23 protein-coding genes and 1 tRNA gene are annotated in these 24,462 nt (G+C 63.7%); 9 read left to right on the top strand and 15 right to left on the bottom strand.

The genetic code is table 11. The features are described 5' to 3' along the window. The first annotated feature begins 71 nt into the window (after window positions 1-71). Window positions 72-1,169, top strand: coding sequence for a linear amide C-N hydrolase (locus QO014_RS00355; RefSeq protein WP_266346672.1), 1,098 nt, complete (start codon window positions 72-74; stop codon window positions 1,167-1,169). A gap of 265 nt (window positions 1,170-1,434) precedes the next feature. Further along, window positions 1,435-2,526: a linear amide C-N hydrolase gene (locus QO014_RS00350; RefSeq protein ID WP_266346671.1), complete on the top strand. Its 1,092-nt coding sequence runs from the start codon at window positions 1,435-1,437 to the stop codon at window positions 2,524-2,526. Between the two features lie 108 nt (window positions 2,527-2,634). On the opposite strand, the gene clpX is transcribed toward QO014_RS00350, so the two are convergent. The 5 genes from clpX to QO014_RS00325 form a co-directional block, all read right to left on the bottom strand. Next, window positions 2,635-3,906: an ATP-dependent Clp protease ATP-binding subunit ClpX gene (clpX, locus tag QO014_RS00345; RefSeq protein ID WP_266346670.1), complete on the bottom strand. Its 1,272-nt coding sequence runs from the start codon at window positions 3,904-3,906 to the stop codon at window positions 2,635-2,637. A 236-nt stretch (window positions 3,907-4,142) separates the two neighbouring features. Further along, entirely contained in the window at window positions 4,143-4,781 is a 639-nt protein-coding gene (locus tag QO014_RS00340; RefSeq protein ID WP_266346669.1) for an ATP-dependent Clp protease proteolytic subunit, read from the bottom strand. 266 nt (window positions 4,782-5,047) lie between these two features. Beyond that, on the bottom strand, window positions 5,048-6,400 hold the full coding sequence (tig, locus tag QO014_RS00335) for a trigger factor (RefSeq protein ID WP_266346668.1): 1,353 nt from the start codon (window positions 6,398-6,400) through the stop codon (window positions 5,048-5,050). A gap of 51 nt (window positions 6,401-6,451) precedes the next feature. Beyond that, window positions 6,452-6,536: transfer RNA gene (locus QO014_RS00330), tRNA-Leu, on the bottom strand. A 63-nt stretch (window positions 6,537-6,599) separates the two neighbouring features. Continuing rightward, window positions 6,600-8,069 (bottom strand): NAD(P)H-hydrate dehydratase, encoded by a 1,470-nt coding sequence (locus QO014_RS00325; protein WP_266347743.1) that lies wholly within the window; start codon window positions 8,067-8,069, stop codon window positions 6,600-6,602. 301 nt (window positions 8,070-8,370) lie between these two features. Here QO014_RS00325 and QO014_RS00320 point away from each other — a divergent pair, with 301 nt between their 5' ends. The 3 genes from QO014_RS00320 (at window position 8,371) to QO014_RS00310 (ending at window position 11,073) form a co-directional block, all read left to right on the top strand. Further along, window positions 8,371-8,709, top strand: coding sequence for a P-II family nitrogen regulator (locus tag QO014_RS00320; protein ID WP_266346667.1), 339 nt, complete (start codon window positions 8,371-8,373; stop codon window positions 8,707-8,709). Between the two features lie 191 nt (window positions 8,710-8,900). Beyond that, entirely contained in the window at window positions 8,901-10,310 is a 1,410-nt protein-coding gene (glnA, locus tag QO014_RS00315; protein ID WP_266346666.1) for a type I glutamate--ammonia ligase, read from the top strand. 415 nt (window positions 10,311-10,725) lie between these two features. After that, window positions 10,726-11,073 (top strand): acyl-CoA thioesterase, encoded by a 348-nt coding sequence (locus tag QO014_RS00310; protein WP_266347742.1) that lies wholly within the window; start codon window positions 10,726-10,728, stop codon window positions 11,071-11,073. Window positions 11,074-11,212: 139 nt separating this feature from the next. Here QO014_RS00310 and QO014_RS00305 read toward each other — a convergent pair whose 3' ends face one another. Both QO014_RS00305 and QO014_RS00300 read right to left on the bottom strand, forming a co-directional pair. Continuing rightward, on the bottom strand, window positions 11,213-11,848 hold the full coding sequence (locus tag QO014_RS00305) for a hypothetical protein (RefSeq protein ID WP_266346665.1): 636 nt from the start codon (window positions 11,846-11,848) through the stop codon (window positions 11,213-11,215). Window positions 11,849-11,932: 84 nt separating this feature from the next. Continuing rightward, window positions 11,933-12,637 (bottom strand): DUF1045 domain-containing protein, encoded by a 705-nt coding sequence (locus tag QO014_RS00300; protein ID WP_266346664.1) that lies wholly within the window; start codon window positions 12,635-12,637, stop codon window positions 11,933-11,935. A gap of 287 nt (window positions 12,638-12,924) precedes the next feature. On the opposite strand from QO014_RS00300, the gene QO014_RS00295 reads away from it, so the two are divergent. Next, complete coding sequence (locus QO014_RS00295; protein ID WP_266346663.1) at window positions 12,925-13,299, top strand: hypothetical protein; 375 nt, start codon at window positions 12,925-12,927, stop codon at window positions 13,297-13,299. A 72-nt stretch (window positions 13,300-13,371) separates the two neighbouring features. Here the strand turns inward: QO014_RS00295 and recO are convergent, their stop codons facing one another. Both recO and QO014_RS00285 read right to left on the bottom strand, forming a co-directional pair. Then, window positions 13,372-14,121, bottom strand: a complete 750-nt coding sequence (recO, locus tag QO014_RS00290; protein WP_266346662.1) for a DNA repair protein RecO — start codon at window positions 14,119-14,121, stop codon at window positions 13,372-13,374. Window positions 14,122-14,379: 258 nt separating this feature from the next. Then, entirely contained in the window at window positions 14,380-15,660 is a 1,281-nt protein-coding gene (locus QO014_RS00285; protein ID WP_266346661.1) for a porin, read from the bottom strand. Window positions 15,661-16,094: 434 nt separating this feature from the next. Between QO014_RS00285 and apbC the strand changes: the two genes are divergently transcribed. After that, complete coding sequence (gene apbC / locus QO014_RS00280; protein ID WP_266346660.1) at window positions 16,095-17,237, top strand: iron-sulfur cluster carrier protein ApbC; 1,143 nt, start codon at window positions 16,095-16,097, stop codon at window positions 17,235-17,237. A 70-nt stretch (window positions 17,238-17,307) separates the two neighbouring features. On the opposite strand, the gene QO014_RS00275 is transcribed toward apbC, so the two are convergent. Together QO014_RS00275 and QO014_RS00270 are read right to left on the bottom strand one after the other, a co-directional pair. Further along, on the bottom strand, window positions 17,308-17,898 hold the full coding sequence (locus QO014_RS00275) for an NUDIX domain-containing protein (protein WP_266346659.1): 591 nt from the start codon (window positions 17,896-17,898) through the stop codon (window positions 17,308-17,310). Between the two features lie 72 nt (window positions 17,899-17,970). Continuing rightward, complete coding sequence (locus QO014_RS00270; protein ID WP_266346658.1) at window positions 17,971-18,867, bottom strand: LysR substrate-binding domain-containing protein; 897 nt, start codon at window positions 18,865-18,867, stop codon at window positions 17,971-17,973. A gap of 91 nt (window positions 18,868-18,958) precedes the next feature. On the opposite strand from QO014_RS00270, the gene QO014_RS00265 reads away from it, so the two are divergent. Together QO014_RS00265 and QO014_RS00260 are read left to right on the top strand one after the other, a co-directional pair. Then, complete coding sequence (locus tag QO014_RS00265; RefSeq protein ID WP_266346657.1) at window positions 18,959-19,159, top strand: hypothetical protein; 201 nt, start codon at window positions 18,959-18,961, stop codon at window positions 19,157-19,159. Between the two features lie 31 nt (window positions 19,160-19,190). After that, complete coding sequence (locus tag QO014_RS00260) at window positions 19,191-19,367, top strand: hypothetical protein (protein ID WP_266346656.1); 177 nt, start codon at window positions 19,191-19,193, stop codon at window positions 19,365-19,367. Window positions 19,368-19,529: 162 nt separating this feature from the next. Here the strand turns inward: QO014_RS00260 and QO014_RS00255 are convergent, their stop codons facing one another. From QO014_RS00255 to QO014_RS00240, 4 genes are read right to left on the bottom strand one after another with little or no spacing between them, the layout of a single operon-like run. Beyond that, on the bottom strand, window positions 19,530-21,536 hold the full coding sequence (locus tag QO014_RS00255; protein ID WP_266346655.1) for an aldo/keto reductase: 2,007 nt from the start codon (window positions 21,534-21,536) through the stop codon (window positions 19,530-19,532). 43 nt (window positions 21,537-21,579) lie between these two features. Continuing rightward, window positions 21,580-22,659: an ABC transporter ATP-binding protein gene (locus QO014_RS00250; protein ID WP_266346654.1), complete on the bottom strand. Its 1,080-nt coding sequence runs from the start codon at window positions 22,657-22,659 to the stop codon at window positions 21,580-21,582. Window positions 22,660-22,669: 10 nt separating this feature from the next. Continuing rightward, window positions 22,670-23,482 (bottom strand): carbohydrate ABC transporter permease, encoded by an 813-nt coding sequence (locus tag QO014_RS00245; RefSeq protein ID WP_266346653.1) that lies wholly within the window; start codon window positions 23,480-23,482, stop codon window positions 22,670-22,672. Next, window positions 23,479-24,369: a carbohydrate ABC transporter permease gene (locus QO014_RS00240; RefSeq protein WP_266346652.1), complete on the bottom strand. Its 891-nt coding sequence runs from the start codon at window positions 24,367-24,369 to the stop codon at window positions 23,479-23,481. Before QO014_RS00240 ends, QO014_RS00245 begins: the two co-directional genes overlap by 4 nt. Between the last annotated feature and the right edge of the window lie 93 nt (window positions 24,370-24,462).

Below are 24,462 nucleotides of genomic sequence, written 5' to 3'. Positions count from 1 at the left end.
TCATTCATTCACGTCGTGTTACATCAATCACACTCTGCGTATGGTGAGTTGTGCCACACGGGAGAACCAATATGACGCTCAAACTGCCCAAATCCATCCTACGCAGCACGGCGGCGCTGCTCGTCGCGGGCGTCACGGCCTTGCAGCCGGCCGCCGCCTGCACGCGCGCGCTTTATGTGAGCGATGACGGCCTCGTCATCACCGGTCGGTCGATGGACTGGGCCGAGGACATGCACACCAATCTCTGGGCGTTCCCGAAGGGAATAGCGCGGGATGGTGCCGGCGGCGCCGACACGCCGAAATGGACGTCGAAATATGGCAGCCTGATCGCGGCGGGCTACGATGTGGGCTCCGCCGACGGCATGAACGAGGCCGGCCTCGTCGCCAACCTGCTCTATCTGGCGGAATCGGATTACGGCCAGCCGAACGGCAAGCCCGTGCTCTCGATCAGCCTCTGGGCGCAATATGTGCTCGACAATTTCGCGACCGTATCCGAGGCGGTCGACGAACTCTCCAAGGAATCGTTCCGCGTCGTCGCGCCGAAGCTGCCGAACGGCCAGGGTGCGCAGTTGCATCTGGCGATCTCCGATGCCTCCGGTGACAGCGCCATCTTCGAATATATCGGCGGCAAGCTCGTCATCCATCACGGCAAGCAGTACAACGTGATAACCAACTCGCCGAACTTCGACCAGCAGCTGGCGCTCAACGCCTACTGGAAGGGCATTGGCGGACTGACCTTCCTGCCCGGCACCAATCGGGCCGCGGACCGCTTCGCGCGCGCCTCGTTCCTGATCGACGCGATCCCGAAGAAGGTCGATCCGGCCTATATCACCGCGCTTCCCGACCAGAAGTTCGCCTATCAGGCGGCGGCGAGCGTGCTCGGTGTCATGCGCAGCGTCGGCGTGCCGCTCGGCATCACGACGCCCGGCCAGCCGAACATTTCCTCGACGCTCTGGCGCACGGTCTCCGACCAGACCGACAAGATCTACTATTTCGACAGCGCCACCAGCCCGAACGGCTTCTGGGTCCCGCTGGCGGATCTGGATCTCAAGGAAGGCGCACCGGTCAAGAAGCTGACGATTGCCGGCGGCAAGGTCTATTCGGGCAACGCGGCCGACAAGTTCGTCGCCACGCCCGCCTTCACCTTCCTGCCCTCGACGGGACTCTAGAGCGCTTCCGAGCGAAGCGGACACCGGCTCGCGTGAAGGAAGCGCGACACATCAAATAGATGCATCGGTTCGTCGTCTCCATGAATCGATGAGATGATCCAGGCGTCGACGACACGGCGCACATGATCACAGGGCCCGGCGGTTCATGCTGCCGGGCTTCTGCTTGACCTGCGTCATGCCTTGCGCCGACCGAGGGTCCTAGTCTTTCCATTATTGGTACCGCGTCCGCACCGAATCGCAGTACCCGCCACTGGAGAGATCAACCATGAAGCGTATCAAATCCGCCCTCGTCGCGACCGTCGCGGTCCTCGCCCTCAGCGCCACCAGCCTCCTCCCGGCCGATGCCTGCACGCGCGCGGTCTATATTGGCTCCGACGACGTCGTCATCACCGGCCGAACCATGGACTGGGCCGAGGATATGCGGACCAATCTCTGGGTCTTCCCGCGCGGGATCGAGCGCGACGGGGCCGCCGGGACCAACACGCCGAAATGGACGTCGAAATATGGCAGCGTGATCGCATCGGGCTATGATGTCGGCACGGCCGACGGCATGAACGAGGCGGGTCTGGTCGCCAATCTGCTCTATCTCACAGAATCCGATTATGGCGGATCCGATGGGCGGCCGACGCTCTCGATCAGCCTGTGGGCGCAATATGCGCTCGATAATTACGCGACCGTCGCCGAGGCGGTCGCGGCGCTCGAGAAGGAGCCGTTCCGCGTCGTCACCGCGACGCTCCCGAACGGGCGCGCCGCACAGCTCCACCTGGCGATATCGGATGCGACCGGCGATTCCGCCATCTTCGAGTATATTGGCGGCAAGCTCGTCATCCATCATGGCCGCGAATATCGCGTCATGACCAATTCTCCGAGCTATGACCAGCAGCTGGCCCTCAACGCCTATTGGGAAGATATTGGCGGGCAGACCTTCCTGCCGGGCACGATCCGCGCCGCCGACCGCTTCGCGCGCACGTCCTATCTGATCCAGGCGATCCCGACCAAGGCCGCGCCGGAATATCTGCCCGCTGTGCCGGCACACACTTACGCCAACCAGGCCGTCGCCAGCGTCCTCAGCGTGATGCGGTCGATCTCGGTGCCGCTCGGCCTGATCACGCCCGGCCAGCCGAACCTCGCCGCAACGATCTGGCGGACCGTCGCCGACCAGAAGGACAAGGTCTATTATTTCGACAGCTCGACCAGCCCGAACGCCTTCTGGGTGCCGCTCTCCGATTTCGACCTGAAGCCCGGCGCGCCGGTCAAGACGCTCACCATCGCGGGCGCGAAGATCTATGCCGGCAATGTCGCGGACAAGTTCGTCGCGGCGCCGTCCTTCACCTTCATGCCGGTGCCGCAGCCATAACGGGGTCGCGAGACCGAACCGCCCCCGTCGCGACGGGCGGAAACGAAAAAGGCCCGGCGGATATCTCCGCCGGGCCTCTTTTACGTCAGCAGCAGAATGAGCAGCGCCTCAGGCGCCGGCGTTCGCCGCCATTTCTTCCTGGCGTTCCGCATAGATGTAGAGCGGACGGGCCTTGCCTTCGACGACATCGGCCGAGATCACGACTTCCTGCACGCCGTCGAGGCCGGGCAGGTCGAACATCGTCTCGAGCAGGATCGCTTCCATGATCGAACGCAGGCCGCGCGCGCCCGTCTTGCGCTCGATGGCCTTCTTGGCGATCGCCGAGAGCGCGTCGGGATGGAAGGTCAGGTCGACATTCTCCATCTCGAACAGGCGCTGATACTGCTTGACCAGCGCGTTCTTCGGCTCGGTCAGGATCGTGATCAGCGCCGGCTCGTCGAGATCTTCCAGCGTTGCGAGCACCGGCAGGCGGCCGACGAATTCGGGGATGAGGCCGAACTTCAGCAGATCCTCGGGCTCGACATGGCGGAACAGCTCGCCCGTGCGACGATCTTCCGGACCCGCGACGCGAGCGCCGAAGCCGATCGACGTCGAACGGCCGCGATCGGAGATGATCCGCTCGAGACCGGCGAAGGCGCCGCCGCAGATGAACAGGATGTTCGTCGTGTCGACCTGCAGGAATTCCTGCTGCGGATGCTTGCGGCCGCCCTGCGGCGGCACGGAGGCGACCGTGCCTTCCATGATCTTCAGCAGCGCCTGCTGCACGCCCTCGCCCGACACATCACGCGTGATGGACGGATTGTCGGACTTGCGGCTGATCTTGTCGACCTCGTCGATATAGACGATGCCGCGCTGGGCCCGCTCGACATTGTAGTCGGCCGACTGCAGCAGCTTCAGGATGATGTTCTCGACGTCCTCGCCGACATAGCCGGCTTCGGTCAGCGTCGTGGCATCCGCCATGGTGAAGGGCACGTCGAGGATGCGGGCGAGCGTCTGCGCGAGCAGCGTCTTGCCGGTACCCGTCGGGCCGACCAGGAGGATGTTCGACTTCGCCAGCTCCACGTCGTTGTTCTTCGAGGCGTGGCTGAGGCGCTTGTAGTGATTGTGGACCGCGACCGAAAGCACGCGCTTGGCGTGACGCTGCCCGATCACATAATCGTCCAGGACCGCGCAGATTTCCTGCGGCGTGGGAACGCCATCGCGCGACTTCACCAGCGAGGACTTCGATTCCTCGCGGATGATATCCATGCAGAGCTCGACGCATTCATCGCAGATGAACACGGTCGGACCTGCGATCAGCTTGCGCACCTCGTGCTGGCTCTTGCCGCAAAACGAGCAATAGAGCGTATTCTTGGTGTCGCCGCCGCTGACTTTGCTCATCCGTCTACCTCGCTGTCGTCCGGCTCGGGGCTGCGGAACGACCATTCGTGTCTCAAATCCGGAACGGCAACGCCGAACCGATGGCCGAAAGTTCGGCCCCTGCCGCCCCTGCCGACGGACGCAATCGGCTGATTGCAATCCAAACATGCTAATTGGGGCTTGATCAAGATATACTTAATATCGGAGCCGGCGATGAAAAGGCCGGCTCCAACCTTGGACTTTTCGGCTTAGCCGGGTCAATCCTTCTTGACGACGGCCTCGAGCGCCTCGCGGTTCGTGAAGACCTGGTCGATCAGGCCGAACTCCCGCGCGCGCTCCGCGACGAGGAAGTTGTCGCGCTCGAGCGCGTTCTCGATCACCTCGTAGCTCTGCCCGGTATGGTGGACATAGATCTCGTTGAGGCGCCGTTTCAGGCTCTCGACTTCCTTGGCGTGGATCAGGATATCCGTCACCTGGCCCTGATAGCCGCCGGAGGGCTGGTGCACCATGATGCGGGCGTTCGGCAGCGCGAAGCGCATGCCCTTCTCGCCGGCGGTCAGGAGCAGCGAGCCCATCGAGGCCGCCTGGCCGATGCACAGCGTCGACACGGCAGGCTTGATGAACTGCATGGTGTCATAGATCGCCAGGCCCGACGTCACCACGCCACCCGGCGAGTTGATGTACATGGCGATCTCTTTCTTCGGGTTCTCAGCCTCCAGGAAGAGGAGCTGGGCCGAAATCAGCGTCGCCATATAATCCTCGACCGGACCGGTGAGGAAAATGATGCGTTCCTTGAGCAGGCGCGAATAGATGTCATAGGCGCGCTCGCCGCGATTGGTCTGCTCGACGACCATCGGCACAAGCGTGTTCATATAGAGGTCGATAGGGTCTCTCATGATCTTCCTTCGGCGCTTCGGATTGCCACAGGTTAATTCGGCGCCCCGGCCGACCTCACTCGGAACGACCGATTCCCGGGGCGTTGGAAGTTCCATACATATGGTACGACGTCCGGCTTCGAAAGGGGCCGCGCGCCACCGATCCGAGCATCACCGGATTGCGGGCCGCGACCACGTCGCCAAGGCCGCCCGACCATCACCACGAAACGAAAAAGGGCGCGCCAGATCCAGGATCCGCGCACCCTTCGTTTTCTGCCGGTCAGGCTTTACGCCTTCGCGTCGTCCTCGTCTTCCTTCATGAGTTCTTCGCGGGTCACCGTCTTGTCGGTGACGTCGGCGAGCTCGAGCAGGTAGTCGACGACCTTCTCCTCGAAGATCGGGGCGCGCAGGCTGGCGAGCGCCTCGGGGTTCTCGCGGTAGAAGTCGTAGACCTGCTTCTCCTGGCCCGGGAACTGGCGGATGCGCTCGACCAGCGCACGCTGCACTTCCTCGTCGGTGACCTGGATGTTGGCCTGCTCGCCGATTTCCGAGAGCACGAGACCGAGGCGCACGCGGCGCTCGGCGATCTTGCGGTAATCGGCCTTGGCGGCCTCTTCCGTCGTGTCCTCGTCGGCGAAGGTGCGGCCGGCGCGCTCCAGATCCTGCGTGACCTGGTTCCAGACGTTCTGGAACTCCTGCTCGACCATGGTCGGCGGCAGTTCGAACGTGTGGCGCTCGTCGAGAGCGTCGAGGAGCTGGCGCTTGACCTTGGTGCGGGTCGCCTGGCCGAGCTGGCCCTGCATCTGCTCACGGATCGTCTCGCGCAGCTTCTCGAGCGATTCGATGCCGAACTTCTTGGCCCATTCGTCGTCGACCGTGGTCGCGACCGGGGCCGAGATTTCCTTGACGACGACGTCGAAGGTCGCGGCCTTGCCGGCCAGCTGCTTGGCGCCGTATTCCTCGGGGAAGGTCACGTTCAGAACGCGCTCTTCGCCGACGGTCGCGCCGATCAGCTGATCCTCGAAGCCGGGGATGAAGCGGCCAGTGCCGATCTGGACGAGGCCGTTCTCGTCGGCGCCGCCCTCGAAGGGCTCGCCGTCGATCTTGCCGACATAGGAGATCGTCAGGCGGTCACCGCTCTCGGCGGCGCCTTCCTTCGGCTGGAACTCGCTCGAATCATTGGCGAGCTGCTTGACCTGCGTGTCGACTTCCTCGTCGGTCACTTCCGCGACCGGACGATCGACCTTGATGCCGCGGAAGTCGCCGAGCGTGAACTTCGGCAGCACTTCGTACGTCATCGTGTAGGCGAGGTCCTTCTTGCCGGCCAGCACGTCGCCGGCCTCGGCTTCGTCCTCGGGCAGATCGAAGCTCGGCTGCATGGCCGCACGCTCGCCACGCTCCTCGAGCGTCTTGCGCGCGGTCTCGTTCAGCACGTTCTGAACGATCTCGGCCATGGCGGACTTGCCATAGATGCGGCGCAGATGCGCGACCGGCACCTTGCCCGGACGGAATCCCTTGAGCTGGACCTGGCCCTTCATCTCTTCGAGACGCGCCGAAAGGCGGCTGTCGAGCTCGGTCGCCGGGACCACGATCTTGAGTTCACGTTTCAGGCCCTCGGAGAGGGTCTCGGTCACCTGCATGTTCAGCGCTTTCTCAATCGTTCTTGTCGGTTCTCGGACGCCGCGCGGTTCTGGTGCGGGCGGAGGGACTTGAACCCCCATGGCTTGCGCCGACGGAACCTAAATCCGTTGTGTCTACCAGTTCCACCACGCCCGCCGCGGCCGGTCGCGACGCACTGGCGGCCAAGGCGCGGCCTCTATAGCATCAGGGCCGGGCCGGTCAATCGAAAAGCCGCGAAAACACTTGGCGAAGCGCTTCGGGCAGGTCTTCGGCGATCAAACCACGCCCCAAAACGGCCCCCGCCTCACCATGAAGCCAGACGCCGGCCGAAGCGGCCTCGAAAGGCGGCATGTGCTGGGCGAGCAATCCGCCGATCATTCCGGCGAGCACGTCGCCCGAGCCGGCGGTCGCCAGATGCGGCGGCGCGTTGTCGGCGATCGCCGCCCGGCCATCCGGCGCGGCCACCACCGTATCCGGTCCCTTGAGCAGCACGACCGCACCGGAGCGGGCAGCCGCCTCTCGCGCCCGCTCGACCTTGCCGGGCAGCGTGGCGAGATCGGGAAAGAGGCGCGCGAACTCGCCATCATGCGGCGTCAGCACGACAGGCGCCGTGCGCGCATGGATGAGTGCGAACAGCGCCTCCGGCTCGTCGCGAAAGACGGAAATGCCATCGGCATCGATCACGGCCGCCGCAGAGGAACCGAGCGCCGCCCTGACGATGTCCTTCGTCGCGGCATCAAGGCCGAGCGCCGGGCCGAGAATGACGGCGTTCAAGCGCTCGTCGGCGAGAATTTCGGCGAGACCGGCCGCGCCGTCCATGCGGCGCAGCATGATCGCGGTCAGATGCGCCGCATTGGTCGCGAGCGCGTCCGGCGGCGAAGCGACGGTGACGAGCCCTGCGCCAATCCTGAGCGCCGCCCGCGCCGCCATCCGCGCCGCGCCGGTGTGCAGCATGCCGCCCGAGACCACGACGGCGTGGCCACGGCCATATTTGTGGCCCTCGATCGCCGGAACCGGCAGGGCCGGCAGCCAGAGCGGCTTGCGGTTCAGCACCGTCTTCGGCGCGATCGTATCGAGCACGTCCGCGGCGATGCCGATATCGGCGACGGTCAGCCGCCCGGCATGCACACGCCCCGGCAGCAGCACATGGCCGGGCTTGGGGCGGAAAAAGGTCACGGTTTCATCGGCCCTGACCGCCACGCCCATGATCGCGCCGGTGCCGCCATGGATGCCGGACGGGAGATCGACCGCGATCACGCGTCCGGGCGCGGCGTTGATGGCGTCAACGGCTTCCGCTGCCTCGCCCGTGAGCGGGCGGTCGAGACCGGCGCCGAAAAGGGCATCGATGATCAGCCCGGCATCGGCATAGTCGAGCGCGGCGATCGGGACCGTCTCGCCCTTCCAGCCGGCCGCCGCCTCCGCCGCATCGCCCTTCAGCCTGTCGAGGCTACCCAGAAGCCCGAGCCGCACCGGATAGCCGCGCTTGGCCAGCACGCGCGCGGCGACGAAGCCGTCGCCGCCATTATTGCCGGGACCGCAGGCGACGACGACCCGCGTTCCGAGCGGCTGGCGCGCCGCGACATCGGCGACCGCCCTCCCCGCCTTCTCCATCAGCGCCATGCCCGGCGTGCCGGATGCGATCGTCAGGCGGTCTGCCTCGGCCATCTCGGCCGGCGTCAGCAATTCGATCAAAGCGTGCCCCGTCGTTGGAGGAAGGACCTATCGGAGATTGGAAACCTCGCTAGAATAACGACGTGCACATGCATCGGCAGGATGTTTCTTGTCGATTTTCTAGGCATTTGCTCACTGTTTAGACATCACTTGGTATGCTTCGTTGATTAAGGCGCGACGATGCGGTGCTTTAAGCTCAATTTTCCGGCGTTTTCGAATGTCGGCGGATATGGCACGGAGCCTGCAAGCGCGTCGTTGGGCCGACGCCTCGGCCAAATGAGGCAGGCATGCCAGGCAAGCATTCGGAGATGCGGAGGCAATGAAAAAGATCGAAGCGATCATCAAGCCGTTCAAGCTCGATGAAGTGAAGGAAGCGCTGCAGGAAGTTGGCCTCCAGGGCATCACGGTTACCGAGGCCAAGGGCTTCGGTCGCCAGAAGGGACACACCGAGCTCTATCGCGGCGCCGAATATGTCGTCGACTTTCTCCCCAAGGTGAAGGTCGAGATCGTGCTCGGCGACGACATGGTCGAGCGTGCGGTCGACGCGATCCGCAAGGCGGCGCAGACGGGCCGCATCGGCGACGGCAAGATTTTCGTCTCCAACATCGAAGAAGCCGTCCGCATCCGCACCGGCGAAAGCGGTCTGGACGCGATCTGACCCCCGGGAATCGGATCGTTCGTTACGATCCGATGCCTTCCCTTGATCTGGTCCCTTGCCGCGGTCCGATCTCTTGCCTATGACGCTATGATCCGCTGGCCCGCCCTCGTGCTTGTACGAGGACGGGACGGGTCGGTTTCGTGCCTGCGATAGCGTCTGGGCAAAATCATCGGATAGAAGGGACAAGCGTTATGACGACCGCCAAGGACGTCCTGAAGCTGATCAAGGACCAGGATGTAAAGTATGTGGATTTCCGTTTCACGGATCCGCGCGGCAAGTGGCAGCATGTGACGTTCGATATCGGCCTCATCGACGAAGAGATCTTCGCCGAGGGTACCGCTTTCGACGGCTCGTCCATCGCTGGTTGGAAGGCGATCAACGAGTCCGACATGACGCTGGTCCCCGATCCGGAGACGGCGTTCATCGATCCGTTCTTCGCGCAGACCACGCTCGTCATCGTCGGCGACATCATCGACCCGATCTCGGGCGAGGCTTATAATCGCGACCCGCGCTCGATCGCCAAGAAGGCCGAGGCTTACCTCAAGCAGACGGGCATCGGCGACACCGTCTATTTCGGCCCCGAGGCCGAGTTCTTCATCTTCTCCGACGTCAAGTACAAGGTCGACCCGTACAATACGGGCTTCAAGCTCGACGATGCCGAGCTGCCGATCAACAGCGACACGGATTATGAAGGCGGCAATCTCGGCCACCATGTGAAGAAGAAGGGCGGCTACTTCCCCGTCCCGCCGATCGACGCCTACCAGGACCTGCGCGGCGAAATGCTCGCCCAGATGCAGGCCATGGGCGTGACGGTCGAGAAGCACCATCACGAAGTGGCCTCGGCCCAGCACGAACTCGGCATCAAGTTCGCGCCGCTGACCAAGGTCGCCGATCACCTGCAGATCTACAAATATGCGATCCACCAGGTCGCCCAGGCCTATGGCAAGACGGCGACGTTCATGCCGAAGCCGGTCTTCGGCGACAATGGCTCGGGCATGCATGTGCACCAGTCGATCTGGAAGGACGGCAAGCCGGTCTTCGCCGGCAACCAGTATGCCGATCTCTCCGAGACCTGCCTCTACTACATTGGCGGCATCCTGAAGCACGCCAAGGCGCTGAACGCCTTCACCAATCCGTCGACCAACTCCTACAAGCGTCTGGTCCCGGGTTATGAGGCGCCGGTGCTGCTCGCCTATTCGGCGCGCAATCGCTCCGCTTCGGTGCGCATTCCCTACACGACCTCGCCCAAGGCCAAGCGCCTCGAAGTCCGCTTCCCCGATCCGACCGCCAATCCGTATCTCGCCTTCTCGGCGCTGCTGATGGCTGGTCTCGATGGCATCAAGAACAAGATCCATCCCGGCGAAGCCATGGACAAGAACCTCTACGACCTGCCGCCCAAGGAACTGAAGAAGATCCCGACGGTCTGCGGTTCGCTGCGCGAGGCTCTGGAGACGCTGCGCAAGGATCACGCCTTCCTGCTCGCAGGCGATGTGTTCTCGAAGGATTTCATCGAGAGCTATATCGAACTGAAGTGGGAAGAGCTGATGGCGTATGAGATGACGCCGCATCCGATCGAGTTCGAGATGTATTACTCGGTCTAAATTCGGCCTTTGCCGATGCGTGATCCCGGTCCCGCATCCATGGTACAGACCTATCGAAGCCCGGTCGGGACGATGCTCCCGGCCGGGCTTTTCTTTGCCTGCCGCGGCATCGGCGTTACTCTGCCGACGGATCAGCAGGCACAAAATCGAGCATCAGGGTCCCGCTCTTTGCGAAGCTCGACCGATATCAATCCGCTAGAGTGATCTGGTTTCCCACGTGGCGATCCATCGGGATCGCGGCGGGGCGGTGAAGGCGATGAAAATGGCGCGCGATCTGCATGACGCGCCTCACAGGAACAATATGTCAGGAGCCGGCGTGACCAGCACTCCCACCACTTCCCCGACCGTGGCGACCCCGGCTCCGACCGAGCTGCTGCCCGATCACACCACCATCCCCGTGATCCGCACCATCGCCATGCCGCACGACACCAACCCGGCCGGCGACATATTCGGCGGCTGGCTGATGTCGCAGATGGATCTCGGCGCCAGCACGATCGCCACGCGGCGCGCCCGCGGACGCACCGTGACCGCGTCCGTCGACGGCATGTCGTTCCTGAGCCCCGTCTTTGTCGGCGACGAGGTGACGATCTATGGCCGCATCGTCTCGAACGGCCGCAGCTCGATGCGCGTCTTCGTCGAGGCCTGGCGCCGCAATCGCGAGAGCGACGACATCACCAAGGTCACGCATGCGACCTTCACCTTCGTCGCCATCGACGCGAACCGCAAGCCGCGCCCGCTGCCGCCGCTGCAAGTCGACGAGTGAGCCGCCCAGCGGCTCGCCCGACGCTAGAGCGTTTCCGAGCGAAGTGGGCACCGGTTCGCGTGAAGGAAGCGCGACAAATCAAATAGATAGATCATTTCGGCGTTTCCATGAAACGATGAAATGATCTAGCGTTCGGTCGTCAGTTCGTCGTCAGCTGATTGACGGCGATCGCGTCGACCTTGCCATCCTTGAAATGGTAGCTCAGCACCTGAAGCGTCGTCAGCGGCGTCGTGGTCGACGTCGTCTGGTTCGAATAGCTGACAACATTGTCCAGCGCGTCGGTCGGGCCGAAGCGCGCGACGACGTCGCTTTCGCTCGTGAGCAGGCCGGGCACGGAGTAGTCGATCGCCGTCAGGCTGGCGGGGGCATCGGTGCAGCCTGAATGCTCGGACAGATCGAAATCGCTCGCCACCATGGTCACGACATGGTCGGGTCCGCCGATGCGGCCATCCGAGAGAAACCAGATATGGCCGGCGCCGGAGGTGCGCTGGATGACATAGCAGACCCAATCGACGGACACGCCGCCATCGGTCGCGTTGCTGATCGTTCCGCCGAACTGCTTCTGGACATCGGCGAGCGTCGTCACTTCGAGCTCGACGGCGAGCGGCCCGGCCTTGATCGATGAGACAGGAGGGGTCGGCACTTCATGCGTCGTCAATTGCGCCGCGTCGCCGGACAGCAGTTTGGCCGGCAGGCCGGTCAGGCGCGGGCCATCCGCGAAGGCGGGCGCCGCGACGAACGCCATTGCGAGGGTGAGAAGAACCGTTGATTTCATGATAACCCCGAGACCATTGCCATACCGTGCATTTACGCTACGCCACGCGCCGCGATCGGTCCAGATTGCTGCGCCCGGGACCGCCTACCCCTCCCCCGGACCGGCCTTGCCGAGCAAGCCGACGTGATGCACCAGGAACGGCGCGCCGCGCTCCGGTTCGATGAAGAGCGCCAGCCGGTCGATCAGCAGCGGACGGCCGTCAAATGCAGCGAAATGAGCCCGCAAGGCTTGATCGACGCGCTCCATATCCTCCTTCGGCACGCGCCCCGTCAGGGACATGTGGAAGCGGAAGGCATCGAAGACATAGGGATAGCCCCAGCGCAGCAGGTTGTTTTCTTCGGCGAGCGTCAATCCCGCAGCCTTGCGCCGGGCAATGTCGGCTTCCGAGAGCGGGGCGCGAAACGGCTCGAAATGCGTCACGATCTCGGCCACCCAGTCGTCGAGCGCCCTGACCGGCTCGTTCGGAACGAAGGCGAAGAAGCGGCCGAGCCTCCGGATGACCAGTTCGGGCAAGAGGATCGGCGCCGAGATCGCAGCGAAAGCGTCGATCGCCGCGACCAGCTCGGCCGGATCGCTGCCCTCGGCGAGCGTGAACGGCGCCTTCAGCGTCGCGTGGAAGCCATAGCGCGCGGGATCGGCCAGATATTCCTCGATCGATCCGGCCGCCAGGCCCTCGATCGACGGCAAGGGGCCGACCGCGCCGTCAAAAGCGTCGCGACCGAGCCAGCTCGTGGCGGCGCGTGTCAGCGGATGGTCGGCGGCAGGTGTAGCGTAGATGGCGTAGCGCACGGAACTCTCTCAGCATCCAAGTCGAATCACGATGGCAGGCGCCCCACCTCGCCCACCATAGGAAGCCGAATTCCCGGTGAATGGATAGAACAGCGACGGCGGGAGGGGCAGTGTATTTGTTCAAGCCTTCACATCTAGCCGGCCTGCGTGACAAAACGATCATGGGTCCATCCCGTCGAAAGCATTCGCCAAGCCATGTTCACGATTAAGATCGTCCTGCGGCGCCCGACGCTATATGATGGCAGCACGGATGTTCCGGGGAGCCCGGGCCAGACAGGATCAAGCCGATGAGACATTCAGAAACGACCCACGCCCCGATGCGCTCCTTCGCGACGATGCAGCGTTTCCCGAGAAGCCTGGCTCGCCTTGCAATGATCGCGGCGTCCATCGGCGTGCTGGCCGGGAGCGCCTTTCCGGCTTTCGCCGATGATCGTGGCAATGATCCGAGCTACTATGACAGCCATTCGGCGCCGCTGCCGGACTGGGAGGTTTTCGGCTTCGACCTGACCTCGGTGCCCGGGGATGTCGAATCACTGATGGCCTTCAAGGCCTCGCTCGACCCGCGCACCCAGCTTGCCGTCAACAACCGCTGCCGCCAGAACATCACCGTCATGCCGTGGCGCTATTCGCCCAAGGTGCGGATGTTCTGCTGGGGTCATTGACCGGGCGGGCGCCGCTGCCAGCCAACGGCATATGGCGCTAGCGCGTGATCGCGGTCGCCGCGGCTTAAACCGCTATTCGGCCCGGTCGAGACGATCGACCAGGGCCAGCAATTCCTTGCGCGCCGTCGGCTCGGAAATCGCGCGCGCGGCATAGATGTCGCGCTGCAGGAAATGGCCGGTCAGGCGGAACGCGTCCCTGATCTCGGCCGGACCATTATTGGAGCCATGCCGCCCGACCATGAAGCCGGCGAGCGGCAGCAACCGGTCTTCATATCCCACCGCCCCTGCCCTGCTGACCGCCCGGCCGGAACGCGGCGAGACATAGGCCAAGTCGTCGCGCATCCCGGTGCGTGCGCATTGCGAGAGATCGAGGCCGAGGCCCAGCTCATCGAGCAAGGCGAGTTCGAAGCGCGCGATGAAGGCACAGAGCTCGAACAATTCAGGTGGAGACGTGCCGGCAAAGCTGTCGAGCGCCAGGTCGACCGCGCCATAAAGCCCCGGATGGGATTCACGCTCGGCGAGCAGGCCCAGATGACCCGTCAGGGTCTGCAAGGCGTAGAGCAATCCCGGAGTTTCGAACAATTGCGCCGCACGAAGCGCAATGGGCTCGACCGTGTAATAGCCGAGATGTTCGTCGAGACGTGCGCGCCAGACGGCCTGCAGGCGATTTCCCGGCTGGAGCACGGGCGCCAGGCGACGCGAACGGCCGCCGCGCACGAGCCCGAGATGGCGGCCTCGGCTCGCGGTCATGAGTTCCAGCACGACATCCACCTCGCCATGGCGTCGGGTGCCGAGGACGATGCCCTGATCAATCCATTCCATGCGATCAGATTAAGGCATCGTACAGAAAAAGTGGAATCCGGTTCTCGGGTCGATCCGATGCGCGAACAAAGCGATGGATCGCCTCTTGGTATCCACAGAGCGCATGGCGATCTGAAGCCGAACCAGTCGCCCGGCCAGAGGCGAAACCGCGGGAGCCCGACGATCCCATCCATCGCGCGCCGGATGCGGCATGACGCGAACAAAGAAAAACCCGGCGGATTGCTCCGCCGGGTTCTTTAGATAACCGAGAGACTCGGATTACCAGGAGCGCTTCATCCAGAGATTGACCGCCCAAGCATTGCCGTCATAGACGGTGCTGCTGTCGTCGCTGACGTCCGAGTACACGGCGTCGAGCATCAGGTCGAGACCCTTGACCGGGGTGTAGCCGGTCGAGAAGACAGCGCGCCAAGCTTCGACGTTGCCGTCATACCAGCCAACGCTGTTGCCGTCGCCGTCAAACTCGGCATAGCCGCCGGAGATCGCCGACCAGACCTGGGGGGTCCAAACGTGCTTGTACGAAGCCAAGGCGCTCCAGCTGGTGCCGGGGATCGCGCCAGCCGTCGAGCCGAACAGCGCGCCGGTCAGGCCAGCCACCGAGGTACCGCCAGCGATACCGGTGTAGGAGTTGGCGTTGTCGCCATACGAAGCCGACACGAAGAACTTGTCGCCAGCCGAGAAGTTGTCGAGAGCGATCTCGAGACCGCCACCGATGGCCCAGCCGCTCTTGGCCTGGTAGTCGTAGTTGTAGGCGTTCGGGCCGGTCTGCGTGATGACCTGGTTAACCGCCGAATTGACATAGGCGCCAGCGATCTTCGCGGAGAAGATGCCCGAAGCATAGGTCACAGCAGCGACGATGTCCGGAACGTTGTCCTGGCCACCGGTGATGGTATCATTCACGCCGTACACGATCGGGTCATACGGTGCAGCAGCGCCGGCGGCGCCACGATCACGCTGGTCTTCGATCGAGACTGCGAGACCGAAGCCATTGACGGCATAGGTCAGCTGGATGTGGTCAGTGGTCGAATCCGAACCGAAGGCGCCGGTGTCGGTGTAGCCACGGCCGAAGTCATAGAGCGAGGTGAAACGACCAGCCTTGAGCGGTCCGAGCTCGAGGTAGGCGCTGTCGACGTAGGCCGAATTCGTGGCCGAGTTGACAACCTGCGTCAGCGACTGGCTGAAGCCACCGGTGTTGCCGGTCTGGGCGCGGAAGTCCAAGAAGCCGGTCAGGTTACCGAATTCAGTGACCGACGAAGCGGTCAGCTGGATCGAAGCTTCCGTGTAGAAGTTCGACCAGCTCGAGCCCGGGTACGTGTTGTTGTAGTAGCCGAAATCGGTGTCGCCGAACGACGTACCGAACTTCACGTAGCCACCAACCTTGATGCAGGTGTCGGTGCCGGGCGAGTAGAAGAAGCCCGTGCCGAAAGCGTCGCAGACCTTCACGTAGTCGACCGGCTCGGCGACCGTGAGATCCGCCGCCTGAGCGCCGCCAGCCACGATCATCGCAGCGGCAGAGCCGAGGAGAAGGGTCTTAAAGTTCATGTCCTGACCTCCAAAAGGTTATACCAGGAGAAATTTCATTCTTCTCGTCGCCTTGGAGAAGCCCTAGGGTCTTCTCGCCGACTGGCCCGCCGAAGTCCGTCCTATCCCCGTTCAGCTGCGTCTACCTTTTTTGGCCCCCACCCCTGGGTGGCCGGTAAAGCAACCGGAACCGCATCTCGTGATTCCGTGATTTTGATCATAACGAAACCTCACCCACGCGCTATGACAGAAATGCAACAGAGCCGTCGATCATTGAGCGTTTCCAGGTAAGGACTTGGTAACGACTTCGTCCCGATCAGACCGTGCAATCAACGGAAAGCCCGGCAGGCCGCGGCTTTCGCCATGCCCAGGCCATCGGGCTTGATCGTCCATCATCCGGCGCTAATGTCGCCAGCCTTCGCCACAAACAGTTCGCCACCAAAAGGAATGCCGCCATGGCCGCCATCGATCGCGACACGATCATCGAAAAGCTGCGATCGGTTCCCGGTCCCGATGGCAAAGGGGACCTGGTTTCGCTCGGCCTCGTCTCCGACATCCTGATCAATGGCGGAAAGGTGATGTTCTCGATCACGGTCGATTCGGAACGCGCCCGCGAACTCGAGCCGCTGCGCGAACAGGCGGCCGCCGCCGTGCGCGGCCTGCCGGGCGTCGAAAGCACGCTGGTGATCCTGACGGCTGAGCGCAAGGGCGGCTCGGCCGACGCGCCCCGCCCGGCGCCGCCGGCTGCCGCCGCGGCGCGCCCGGCCCCAGCCGCCAAGCCGGCAGCGGCCAAGCCGGGCATTCCGGGCGTCGGCGCGATCATTGCGGTTGCCTCGGGCAAGGGCGGCGTCGGCAAGTCGACGACGGCCGTCAACATCGCGCTCGGCCTTGCCGCCAACGGCCTCCGGGTCGGACTGCTCGACGCCGATATATATGGTCCCTCCGTGCCGCGGCTTCTCGGCCTCTCCGGCCGGCCCGAGACGGTGGACGGCCGCACGCTGAAGCCGATGTCGGCCTATGGCATCAAGGCGATGTCGATGGGCTTCCTGGTCGAGGAAGAGACGCCGATGATCTGGCGCGGGCCGATGGTGATGTCGGCGATCACGCAGATGCTGCGCGAGGTCGCCTGGGCGCCGCTCGATATTCTCGTCGTCGACATGCCGCCCGGCACGGGCGACGCGCAGCTCACCATGGCGCAGCAGGTGCCGCTCGCCGGCGCCGTGATCGTCTCGACGCCGCAGGACCTGGCGCTGATCGATGCGCGCAAGGGACTGGCGATGTTCAAGAAAGTGAATGTGCCGCTGCTCGGCATCGTCGAAAATATGAGCTATTTCATCTGCCCCCATTGCGGCACCCGCTCCGACATCTTCAGCCATGGCGGTGCGCGGCACGAGGCGGAGCGACTGGATGTGCCGTTCCTCGGCGAGGTGCCGCTCGATCTCGCCATCCGCGAAACATCGGACAGCGGCAGGCCGATCGTCGCGACGGCGCCGGAGAGCGCGCATGCGGCAGTCTACAAGCAGATCGCGGCCCGCATCTGGGATGCGGTCAATGGCGGCGCCGGCGCGAAACCGGCACCGCGCATCGTGATCGAATAGAGCGCCTCGATCGGCGGGCGTCGCAACAAGAAGCCGGCCCCGGGAACGGGTGCCGGCTCCGCCGCCACGATCAGGCCGGGAGAAGACCCTTCAGCGCCGCATATTGGAGCAGCATGATGGTCTTGGCATCGCAGATGCGGCCATCATCGATCATGGCCAGCGCTTCGGCGAAGGGCAGTTCGAGGACTTCGATGTCCTCGCCTTCATCCTCATGTCCGCCGCCCGCGCCGTTGCGGTCGCCCGGCGTATAGCGCGCGACGAAGAGATGAAGCTGTTCGACGACGCTGCCCGGCGACATGAAGGACACCATGACCCGCACCGGCTGGTCGAGCCGGATGCCCATCTCCTCCTCCGCCTCCTTCCTGATGCAGGCGACAGGGTCGTCGGCATCGAGCAGGCCGGCACAGACCTCGATGAGCGGTTCGGCATGGCCGCGCTTCCAGGCGGGAAAGCGGAACTGCCGGATCAGCAGCACCGTGCCGCGATCAGGATCATAGGCGAGCACCGCGGCGCCATCGCCCCGGTCATAGGTCTCGCGGACCTGCGTCTGCCATGTCCCGTCGGAACGCCGATAGTCGAACACATTGCGATGGAGCCGGCCCCAATTGTCCGAGAGCAGCTTCGATTCGGTGAGGCGAACGCGGTCGTTCCAGTCGGTCATGCGCAGTTCCTTCGTTGATCAGCGTCTTCTAGCCGATCGGGCCGCCAGCAGCAGCCGATTCGGCGCTGCCGATCAGCCCGGCGCGACGCCTCGCTCGGCATGTACCTCCCGTTTCAGCCAGTCGAGGAAGGATCTCACCTTGCGCGTCTTGCCGCGCGCCGCCGTGGTCACGAACCAATAGGCGAGGTCGCTCTTCGCCTCCTCGCGGAAGGGCCGCACGAGACGGCCGCTGGCGAGAAGATCGGCGGCGACCATGTCCCAGGCCAGCATCACGCCCTGCCCCGACAGGGCCGCCTCGATCGCAAGGCCGGGATCGGTATAGCGCGGGCCGTGCAGCGTCGGCATCGGCAGGCCGCATGCCGCGAACCAGTCCGCCCAATCTACCATGGCGCCTTCATCGGTGATCGCCGGGACGTTCGCCACATCGGCCGGCTTCTTCAGCCGGTCGCGCCAATCCGGCGCACAGACGGGGAAGAAGGGCTGCGGCAGCAGGCATTCCGCATCAACGCCCTTCCAGTTCCCGCGGCCAAGGCGGATCGCACAATCGACATCGGAATGGTTGAGATCGGTCAGCGTCGCCGAGGCGATGAAACGTATCTCGATCTCGGGATGCTCGCGCGTGAAGCGGACCAGCCTCTGCACCAGCCAGCGCGCCGCAAAGGTCGGCGCCGCCGAAAGCGTCAGCGTGCAGCGATGCTCGGCCTCGATCGCCGCGACCCCATCCGCCAGGGACTGGAATCCGGCCGCGAAGAAGGGAAGTGCCGCCTCCAGCGCCGGTGTCGGCCGCAATCCCGAGGGCGTTCTCTCAAAAAGAACATAACCAAGCCGCTCTTCGGCCCGCTTCACATGTTGACTTACGGCTCCCGGCGTCACGCCCAGTTCGGCGGCGGCAACGGGCAAAGTTCCTCCGCGTGCCAGAATTTCTATAGCGCGGATCGCGTTCAGCGGGACTTTGAAAGGGTTCGCCATATAGATTTTCTATAGTGTGACCGAGATCATGTCGATGGCGCCGCAAACGGTCTAGGACCATCTTCAACGGCGAAAGCCGAGGAGTAGACCCATGAGCATCAAGATCAGCGTCAGCGGAATTTATCGCGCCATCGTCGATTGGGCCGAACGCCCGACGACCGACTACGCCAACGAGAACCAGAACGCGCTCTGGCGCATGAGCGCGCACGAACTGGCCGATCTGCCGATTGGACCCGAGCCGGACGACGCGCCGGCAGCCTTTGAAGCCGAACGACGAGATCGCTGCGCCTGAGCGCAGCCCCATCAAGAGAGGAGAACTATCCATGTCCCCGCAGCAGCCGAACCTTTCCGATCGCATCGACCGCGCGCGCGACCAACGCTTGCAGGACCAGTACAAGGCGTTGAACCCGCATCTGGCGGCAGCACTGCTCCACGCCAAGGCGCCCACGCCACGCGGCCGTCGGACGGAGCCCTGCGGCGGCGATTCGGACATGGATTGAGCGTCGGGATCGTTTCCCGGAAACGATCTATCTGTTTGACTTGTCTCGTTTTCTTCACGCGACCGAACCGGTCCCCACTTCGCTCCGAGACGTTCTGCCGCTCACACGCGCATGAAAAAGGGCGGGAACAATGTCCCGCCCTTTTCCTTCAGGTTCGAGCGATCAGCCCTGATCGAGCCAGGCGACCTGTTCCGGTGTCAGGCGAATGTCGAACGCCTTGAGGCTGTCATCGAGTTCGCCGAGCGTGCGCGGGCCGATCAGGGGAACGACCGGGAACGGCTGGTGAAGAACATAGGCGAGCGCCACATGGATGGGGCTCTTGCCGAGCTTTTCAGCCAGTTCGATCGCACGATCGCGGCGGCCGAAGTTCTTTTCATTGTACCAGACGCGGACGAGTTCCTCATTGTCGCGCTTGTCGCGGCCGGCACGGTCGGTGAAGAAGCCGCGGCCCTGGCTTGACCAGGCGAAGTTCGGCACCTGGCGATCACGGAACCAGGCCTTCCATGCATCGTCCGAGGACGAGACGCAGCCGGCCCAGATCACATCCTGCATTTCGGCGAGCGCGAAATTGTTGGAAAGCGCACCGGGCTTCTGCTTGCCGTTCTTCTCGGCATAGGCGACGGCCTCGTCGAACCGCTCGCGCGTCCAGTTGGAGCCGCCGAAAATGCCGCGAATACGGCCGGCCTTGACCTCGGCATCCATGGCGTCGACGAACTCCCCGACCGGTACGTCGAGATTGTCGCGATGCATGAAATAGACGTCGACATAATCGGTCTGCAGGCGGTCGAGCGTCTGCGTCAGCTGCTTGCCGATCACGTCGGGATAGCAGAGCGGGCTATGCGCACCCTTGCCGATGACGACCGACTGCTCGCGCACGCCGCGATTGGTGAGCCATTCGCCGAGCAGCTTCTCCGTATAGCCGCTGCCATAGACCCAGCCCGTATCGAAGAGATTGCCGCCCGCCTCGTAAAAGGCATCGAGCAGGATCGTGCCCGAGGCGAAGGTGCGGAAATCCTCGAAGCCGAGCGCGACGATCGACATGTCCTTGCCGATGCCGGCCAGCTTGCGGCGCGGCACGGTGGTGCCGCCGGATTTGAGCGGTCGGCCCGAAAGCGTCAACTTGCGGTTGGCGGGCTTCTCGACACTGTATTCGATGCCGGCATCGGCGCGCCATTTGTCGAGGACGCGCAGATTGCCGAGCGTATCGGCCCAGCTCATGCCGGGCGAATCGAGCTGCTGCCTGCCGGCGAAGATCGCCTCGGCGGCGGCATCGGCCTCGAAGGAATAGAGATGCCGCTGCTTGCCCGTGCGGATCGTCTCCGTCTGGCCACCCTTGATGATGTCGATGCGGCCCTCGCCGCCCGTGCGGTCGCCATCGGCGAACCAGAAATCCGGAACCTCGATGCGGCCTTCGGTGCCGATGATGCGCAGCACATTGTCGAGATTGGCCATGACGGCGCAGCTCACCTCGGCGATGATGCCGTTCTCGAACTGCAACAGCGCCGAGGCCCAGTTATCCGTGCCTTCGGCGTTGAGATTGGCCATGCCCGATACCTTGACGGGATCGAGGAAGGGCTTGCCCGCCGTCGCGCCGGCGATGAAGCGGGTCATCGAGACCGGATAGCCGCCGACATCGAGAATGCCGCCGCCGGCGAGCGCGCTGGCGAAGAGGCGGTGATCCGGCATGAAGCCGGGCATCTGGAAGCCGAAGCTCGACTTGATGGAGCGCACTTCGCCGATCGTGCCCGAGGCGACGAGATCGTAGATCGCCTTGGTCTGCGGATGCAGGCGATACATGAAGGCTTCGGCGGCGAACGTGCCGGCCTTGCGATGGGCGTGGAAGACGGCATCGGCCTCGAAGGCGCTCAGCGCGAAAGGCTTCTCGACAAGAACGTGCTTGCCGGCCTCGGCCGCCTTGATCGCCCATTCGGCATGGCCGACATGCGGCGTCGCGATGTAGATCGCGTCGACATTGGGATCCTTCAGGATGGCGTCATAGCCATCGAGGATGCGGGCTTCGGGGAAATCCTCGGCAAGGCCAGGCTTGCCGGGATTGCGGGTGGCGATGGCTTCGAGCTTGCCGAAGCGGGAATCGAGCACGCCGCGGCGGAAATCCTTGGCGATGGCGCCCGGCCCGATAATGCCCCAGCGCAGAGTTTGGATAGTCACGGCAGTCCTCTTTGGTCGATGAATTGAAAAACGTGTTCGGGGATCAGCGCAGCCGCTTGCCGGCGCTGTCGAAGAGCAATGCGGCCTCGGGGGAAATGGAGACCGCCAGGGTGTCGGTATCTCCCATATGTCGTTCTTCCCGCTCGATGATCAGCTGTTCGCCGCCTGCATTGGCGTAAACATAGGTGGTCGAGCCGAGATGCTCGGCGACATCGACGTTGAGCACGATGTCCGTGCCCTCGCCTGCCTCGCCGAAATGCTCGGGACGGATGCCGATCGTGATCCGCTCGCCCTTTTGCGGCAGGCGGCCGCCGAGCGGCTTGGTGAGACGGACACCGCCATGATTGACCAGCGCAATCGTCGCCGAACCCGCGCCGCTGTCGACGACTTCGCCGGCGAGGAAATTCATCTTCGGCGAGCCGATGAAGCCGGCGACGAACAGATTGTCGGGATCATCATAGAGCTGCAGCGGGGTGCCGACCTGCGAGACCTCGCCCTCGCGCAGCACGACGATCTTGTCGGCCAGCGTCATGGCCTCGACCTGATCATGCGTGACGTAGATGATGGTCGCCTGCAGTTCGCGATGCAGCCGCGCGAGCTCGATGCGCATGTGAACGCGAAGCTCGGCGTCGAGATTGGAAAGCGGCTCGTCGAACAGGAACACGTCCGGATGGCGCACGATGGCGCGGCCGATGGCGACGCGCTGGCGCTGACCGCCCGAAAGCTGCCCCGGCAGGCGATCGAGCAACGGCCCGAGCTCGAGAATGCGCGCCGCCTCGGCGACCTGCCGGGCGATCTCGTCCTTGGGCTTGCCGGCGAAACGGAGCGCGAAGCCCATATTGTCGCGCACGGTCATATGCGGATAGAGCGCATAGGACTGGAACACCATGGCGATGCCGCGCTTTGACGGATCGACATCGTTCATGCGCTTGCCGCCGATCTCGAGATCGCCGGCAGTGATCGATTCAAGGCCCGCGATCATCCTGAGCAAAGTGGATTTGCCGCAGCCGGACGGGCCGACAAAAACGACGAACTCGCGCGAGTCGATGGTGAGATCAACCCCTTTGATGACAGGAAGCGTCCCGTAGGACTTGCGGATGCCCTTGAGGCTGAGGCTGGTCATGATGCGTTCCTCATTTGACCGCTCCCAGCATTCCCTGCACGAATTGCCGCTGCAGAACGAAGAAGATGATGAGGGTCGGAGCCGTGGCGAGCACGGTGGTGAGCAGGATGACGCCGTAGTCGGGCGTATAGGCTGCGGTGAGCGTCGAGATGACCAGCGTGATGGTCTTGTTGTCCGGCGTCTGCAGGACGATGAGCGGCCAGAGGTAATTGTTCCAGGCGTTCATGAAGACGATGATCGTCGCCGCCGCATAGGTCGAACGCATGGTCGGCATGTAGACATAGAGGAAGATCTGCCATTCCTTGAGCCCGTCGACACGGGCGGCGTCGCGCAATTCGCGCGGGAAGGCTTTCGTCGCCTGGCGGAAATAGAAGATCATGAAGATCGACGCGATGCCCGGCAGGATGACGGCGGTGAAGGTGTTGGTCAGCTGCGCGCGCGAGATCATGACGAAGAGCGGCACCATCAGCGCCGCGAACGGGATCGACAGCAGCAGGAGCAGCAGCTCGAAGATCCGCTCGCGAATGCGCGAGCGGAACATTTCGAAGCCGTAGCCGGCGAGCGACGAGATGGCGAGCGTCAGCACTGTCGAGATGATGGCGATCAGGAACGAATTGCCGAAGACGCGGTAGAGGTCGACCTGGCTCATGAGGTGCTGGAAATTGACCAGCAGATTACCGCCGAATCCGAGCTTGCCCCGGACGATGTCGACAGACTGGTTCGTCGAGCCGACCGCCATCCAGTAGAACGGAAAGACCGATATGAACGCGGCAAGCGAGAGGAAGACGTAGACGCCCGCCCGGCGCAGGGGGGCGAAGTTCATGACGCCCTCCTGCGGTCGCGCGCGATCATGAACTGGATGAAGCTCAGAACCGCGACGATGACGACGATGACCCAGGAGACCGTGGCCGAATAGCCGAAGCTGGGCATCATGCGGAAGCTCAGATTGTAGATATACATCGAGAGCGTCATCGTTGCATTGGCGGGACCGCCCTGCGTGATGTTGTTGACCTCGTCGAAGAGCTGCAGCGTTCCGATGGTCGACAGGATGGTGGTGAAGAGGATCACCGGCTTCAGCATCGGTATGGTGATGCGCGTGAACCGCGCCCAGGCCGGGATACCGTCGATCCGGGCCGCCTCGTAGATCGACTTGTCCACGTTCTGCAGCGCAGCCAGATAGAAGATCATGTTGTAGCCGGTCCAGCGCCAGGTGATCGCGCTGATGATGACGATCCGCGCCCAGAAGGGGTCGGTCAGCCAGGGGATCGGCGTGCCGATGACGTGCAGCGTCAGCAGGACCTGGTTGATGATGCCGTCGGTCGAGAACATCGACTTGAACAGGCTCGAATAGGCGATGAGCGACGTGACGCAGGGCAGGAACAGGGCAGTCCTGAACAACCCCCTGAACTTCAGCGTCGGATCGTTGAGGGCGACCGCGAACAGCAGCGCCAGAACGATCATGATCGGCACTTGGATGACGAAGAAGATGCTGGTGTTGATCAGCGCCTTGATAAGGAGCGCATCATTGGCCAGCCGCTGGATATTGGCCAGCCCGCCGAAGGATGTGTTGGCGCCGCGTCCGACCTGGAAGCTCATCCAGAGCGACCAGATGATGGGATAGATCATGAACAGGCCGAGCAGGACCAGCGCAGGCATGACAAAAGCCCAGCCGTTGAACTGCTCGCCGCGGTCTAAACGTGTTTGTGCCATGCGCCCTTCCGACTATGGATGTCGCACGTCATCCGGGCGGCGGCATGCGCCGTCCGGATGGCCGTGCAGGATCGGGGCGGGCGCGAGCCCACC

Source organism: Kaistia dalseonensis, assembly GCF_030814715.1.
Lineage (GTDB): Bacteria > Pseudomonadota > Alphaproteobacteria > Rhizobiales > Kaistiaceae > Kaistia > Kaistia dalseonensis.
This window is presented reverse-complemented; position numbering and strand designations above follow the sequence as displayed.

Excerpts from the sequence above, each read along its gene's own strand:
- apbC (WP_266346660.1), top strand. The coding sequence starts at position 16,095 with ATGGCCGCCATCGATCGCGACACGATCATCGAAAAGCTGCGATCGGTT.
- QO014_RS00250 (WP_266346654.1), bottom strand. The coding sequence starts at position 22,659 with ATGACCAGCCTCAGCCTCAAGGGCATCCGCAAGTCCTACGGGACGCTT.
- QO014_RS00265 (WP_266346657.1), top strand. The coding sequence starts at position 18,959 with ATGAGCATCAAGATCAGCGTCAGCGGAATTTATCGCGCCATCGTCGAT.
- tig (WP_266346668.1), bottom strand. The coding sequence starts at position 6,400 with ATGCAGGTGACCGAGACCCTCTCCGAGGGCCTGAAACGTGAACTCAAG.
- QO014_RS00355 (WP_266346672.1), top strand. The coding sequence starts at position 72 with ATGACGCTCAAACTGCCCAAATCCATCCTACGCAGCACGGCGGCGCTG.
- QO014_RS00305 (WP_266346665.1), bottom strand. The coding sequence starts at position 11,848 with ATGAAATCAACGGTTCTTCTCACCCTCGCAATGGCGTTCGTCGCGGCG.
- QO014_RS00245 (WP_266346653.1), bottom strand. The coding sequence starts at position 23,482 with ATGAACTTCGCCCCCCTGCGCCGGGCGGGCGTCTACGTCTTCCTCTCG.
- glnA (WP_266346666.1), top strand. The coding sequence starts at position 8,901 with ATGACGACCGCCAAGGACGTCCTGAAGCTGATCAAGGACCAGGATGTA.
- QO014_RS00275 (WP_266346659.1), bottom strand. The coding sequence starts at position 17,898 with ATGACCGACTGGAACGACCGCGTTCGCCTCACCGAATCGAAGCTGCTC.
- QO014_RS00240 (WP_266346652.1), bottom strand. The coding sequence starts at position 24,369 with ATGGCACAAACACGTTTAGACCGCGGCGAGCAGTTCAACGGCTGGGCT.
- QO014_RS00340 (WP_266346669.1), bottom strand. The coding sequence starts at position 4,781 with ATGAGAGACCCTATCGACCTCTATATGAACACGCTTGTGCCGATGGTC.
- QO014_RS00270 (WP_266346658.1), bottom strand. The coding sequence starts at position 18,867 with ATGGCGAACCCTTTCAAAGTCCCGCTGAACGCGATCCGCGCTATAGAA.
- QO014_RS00260 (WP_266346656.1), top strand. The coding sequence starts at position 19,191 with ATGTCCCCGCAGCAGCCGAACCTTTCCGATCGCATCGACCGCGCGCGC.
- recO (WP_266346662.1), bottom strand. The coding sequence starts at position 14,121 with ATGGAATGGATTGATCAGGGCATCGTCCTCGGCACCCGACGCCATGGC.
- QO014_RS00320 (WP_266346667.1), top strand. The coding sequence starts at position 8,371 with ATGAAAAAGATCGAAGCGATCATCAAGCCGTTCAAGCTCGATGAAGTG.
- QO014_RS00310 (WP_266347742.1), top strand. The coding sequence starts at position 10,726 with ATGCCGCACGACACCAACCCGGCCGGCGACATATTCGGCGGCTGGCTG.
- clpX (WP_266346670.1), bottom strand. The coding sequence starts at position 3,906 with ATGAGCAAAGTCAGCGGCGGCGACACCAAGAATACGCTCTATTGCTCG.
- QO014_RS00295 (WP_266346663.1), top strand. The coding sequence starts at position 12,925 with ATGAGACATTCAGAAACGACCCACGCCCCGATGCGCTCCTTCGCGACG.
- QO014_RS00350 (WP_266346671.1), top strand. The coding sequence starts at position 1,435 with ATGAAGCGTATCAAATCCGCCCTCGTCGCGACCGTCGCGGTCCTCGCC.
- QO014_RS00285 (WP_266346661.1), bottom strand. The coding sequence starts at position 15,660 with ATGAACTTTAAGACCCTTCTCCTCGGCTCTGCCGCTGCGATGATCGTG.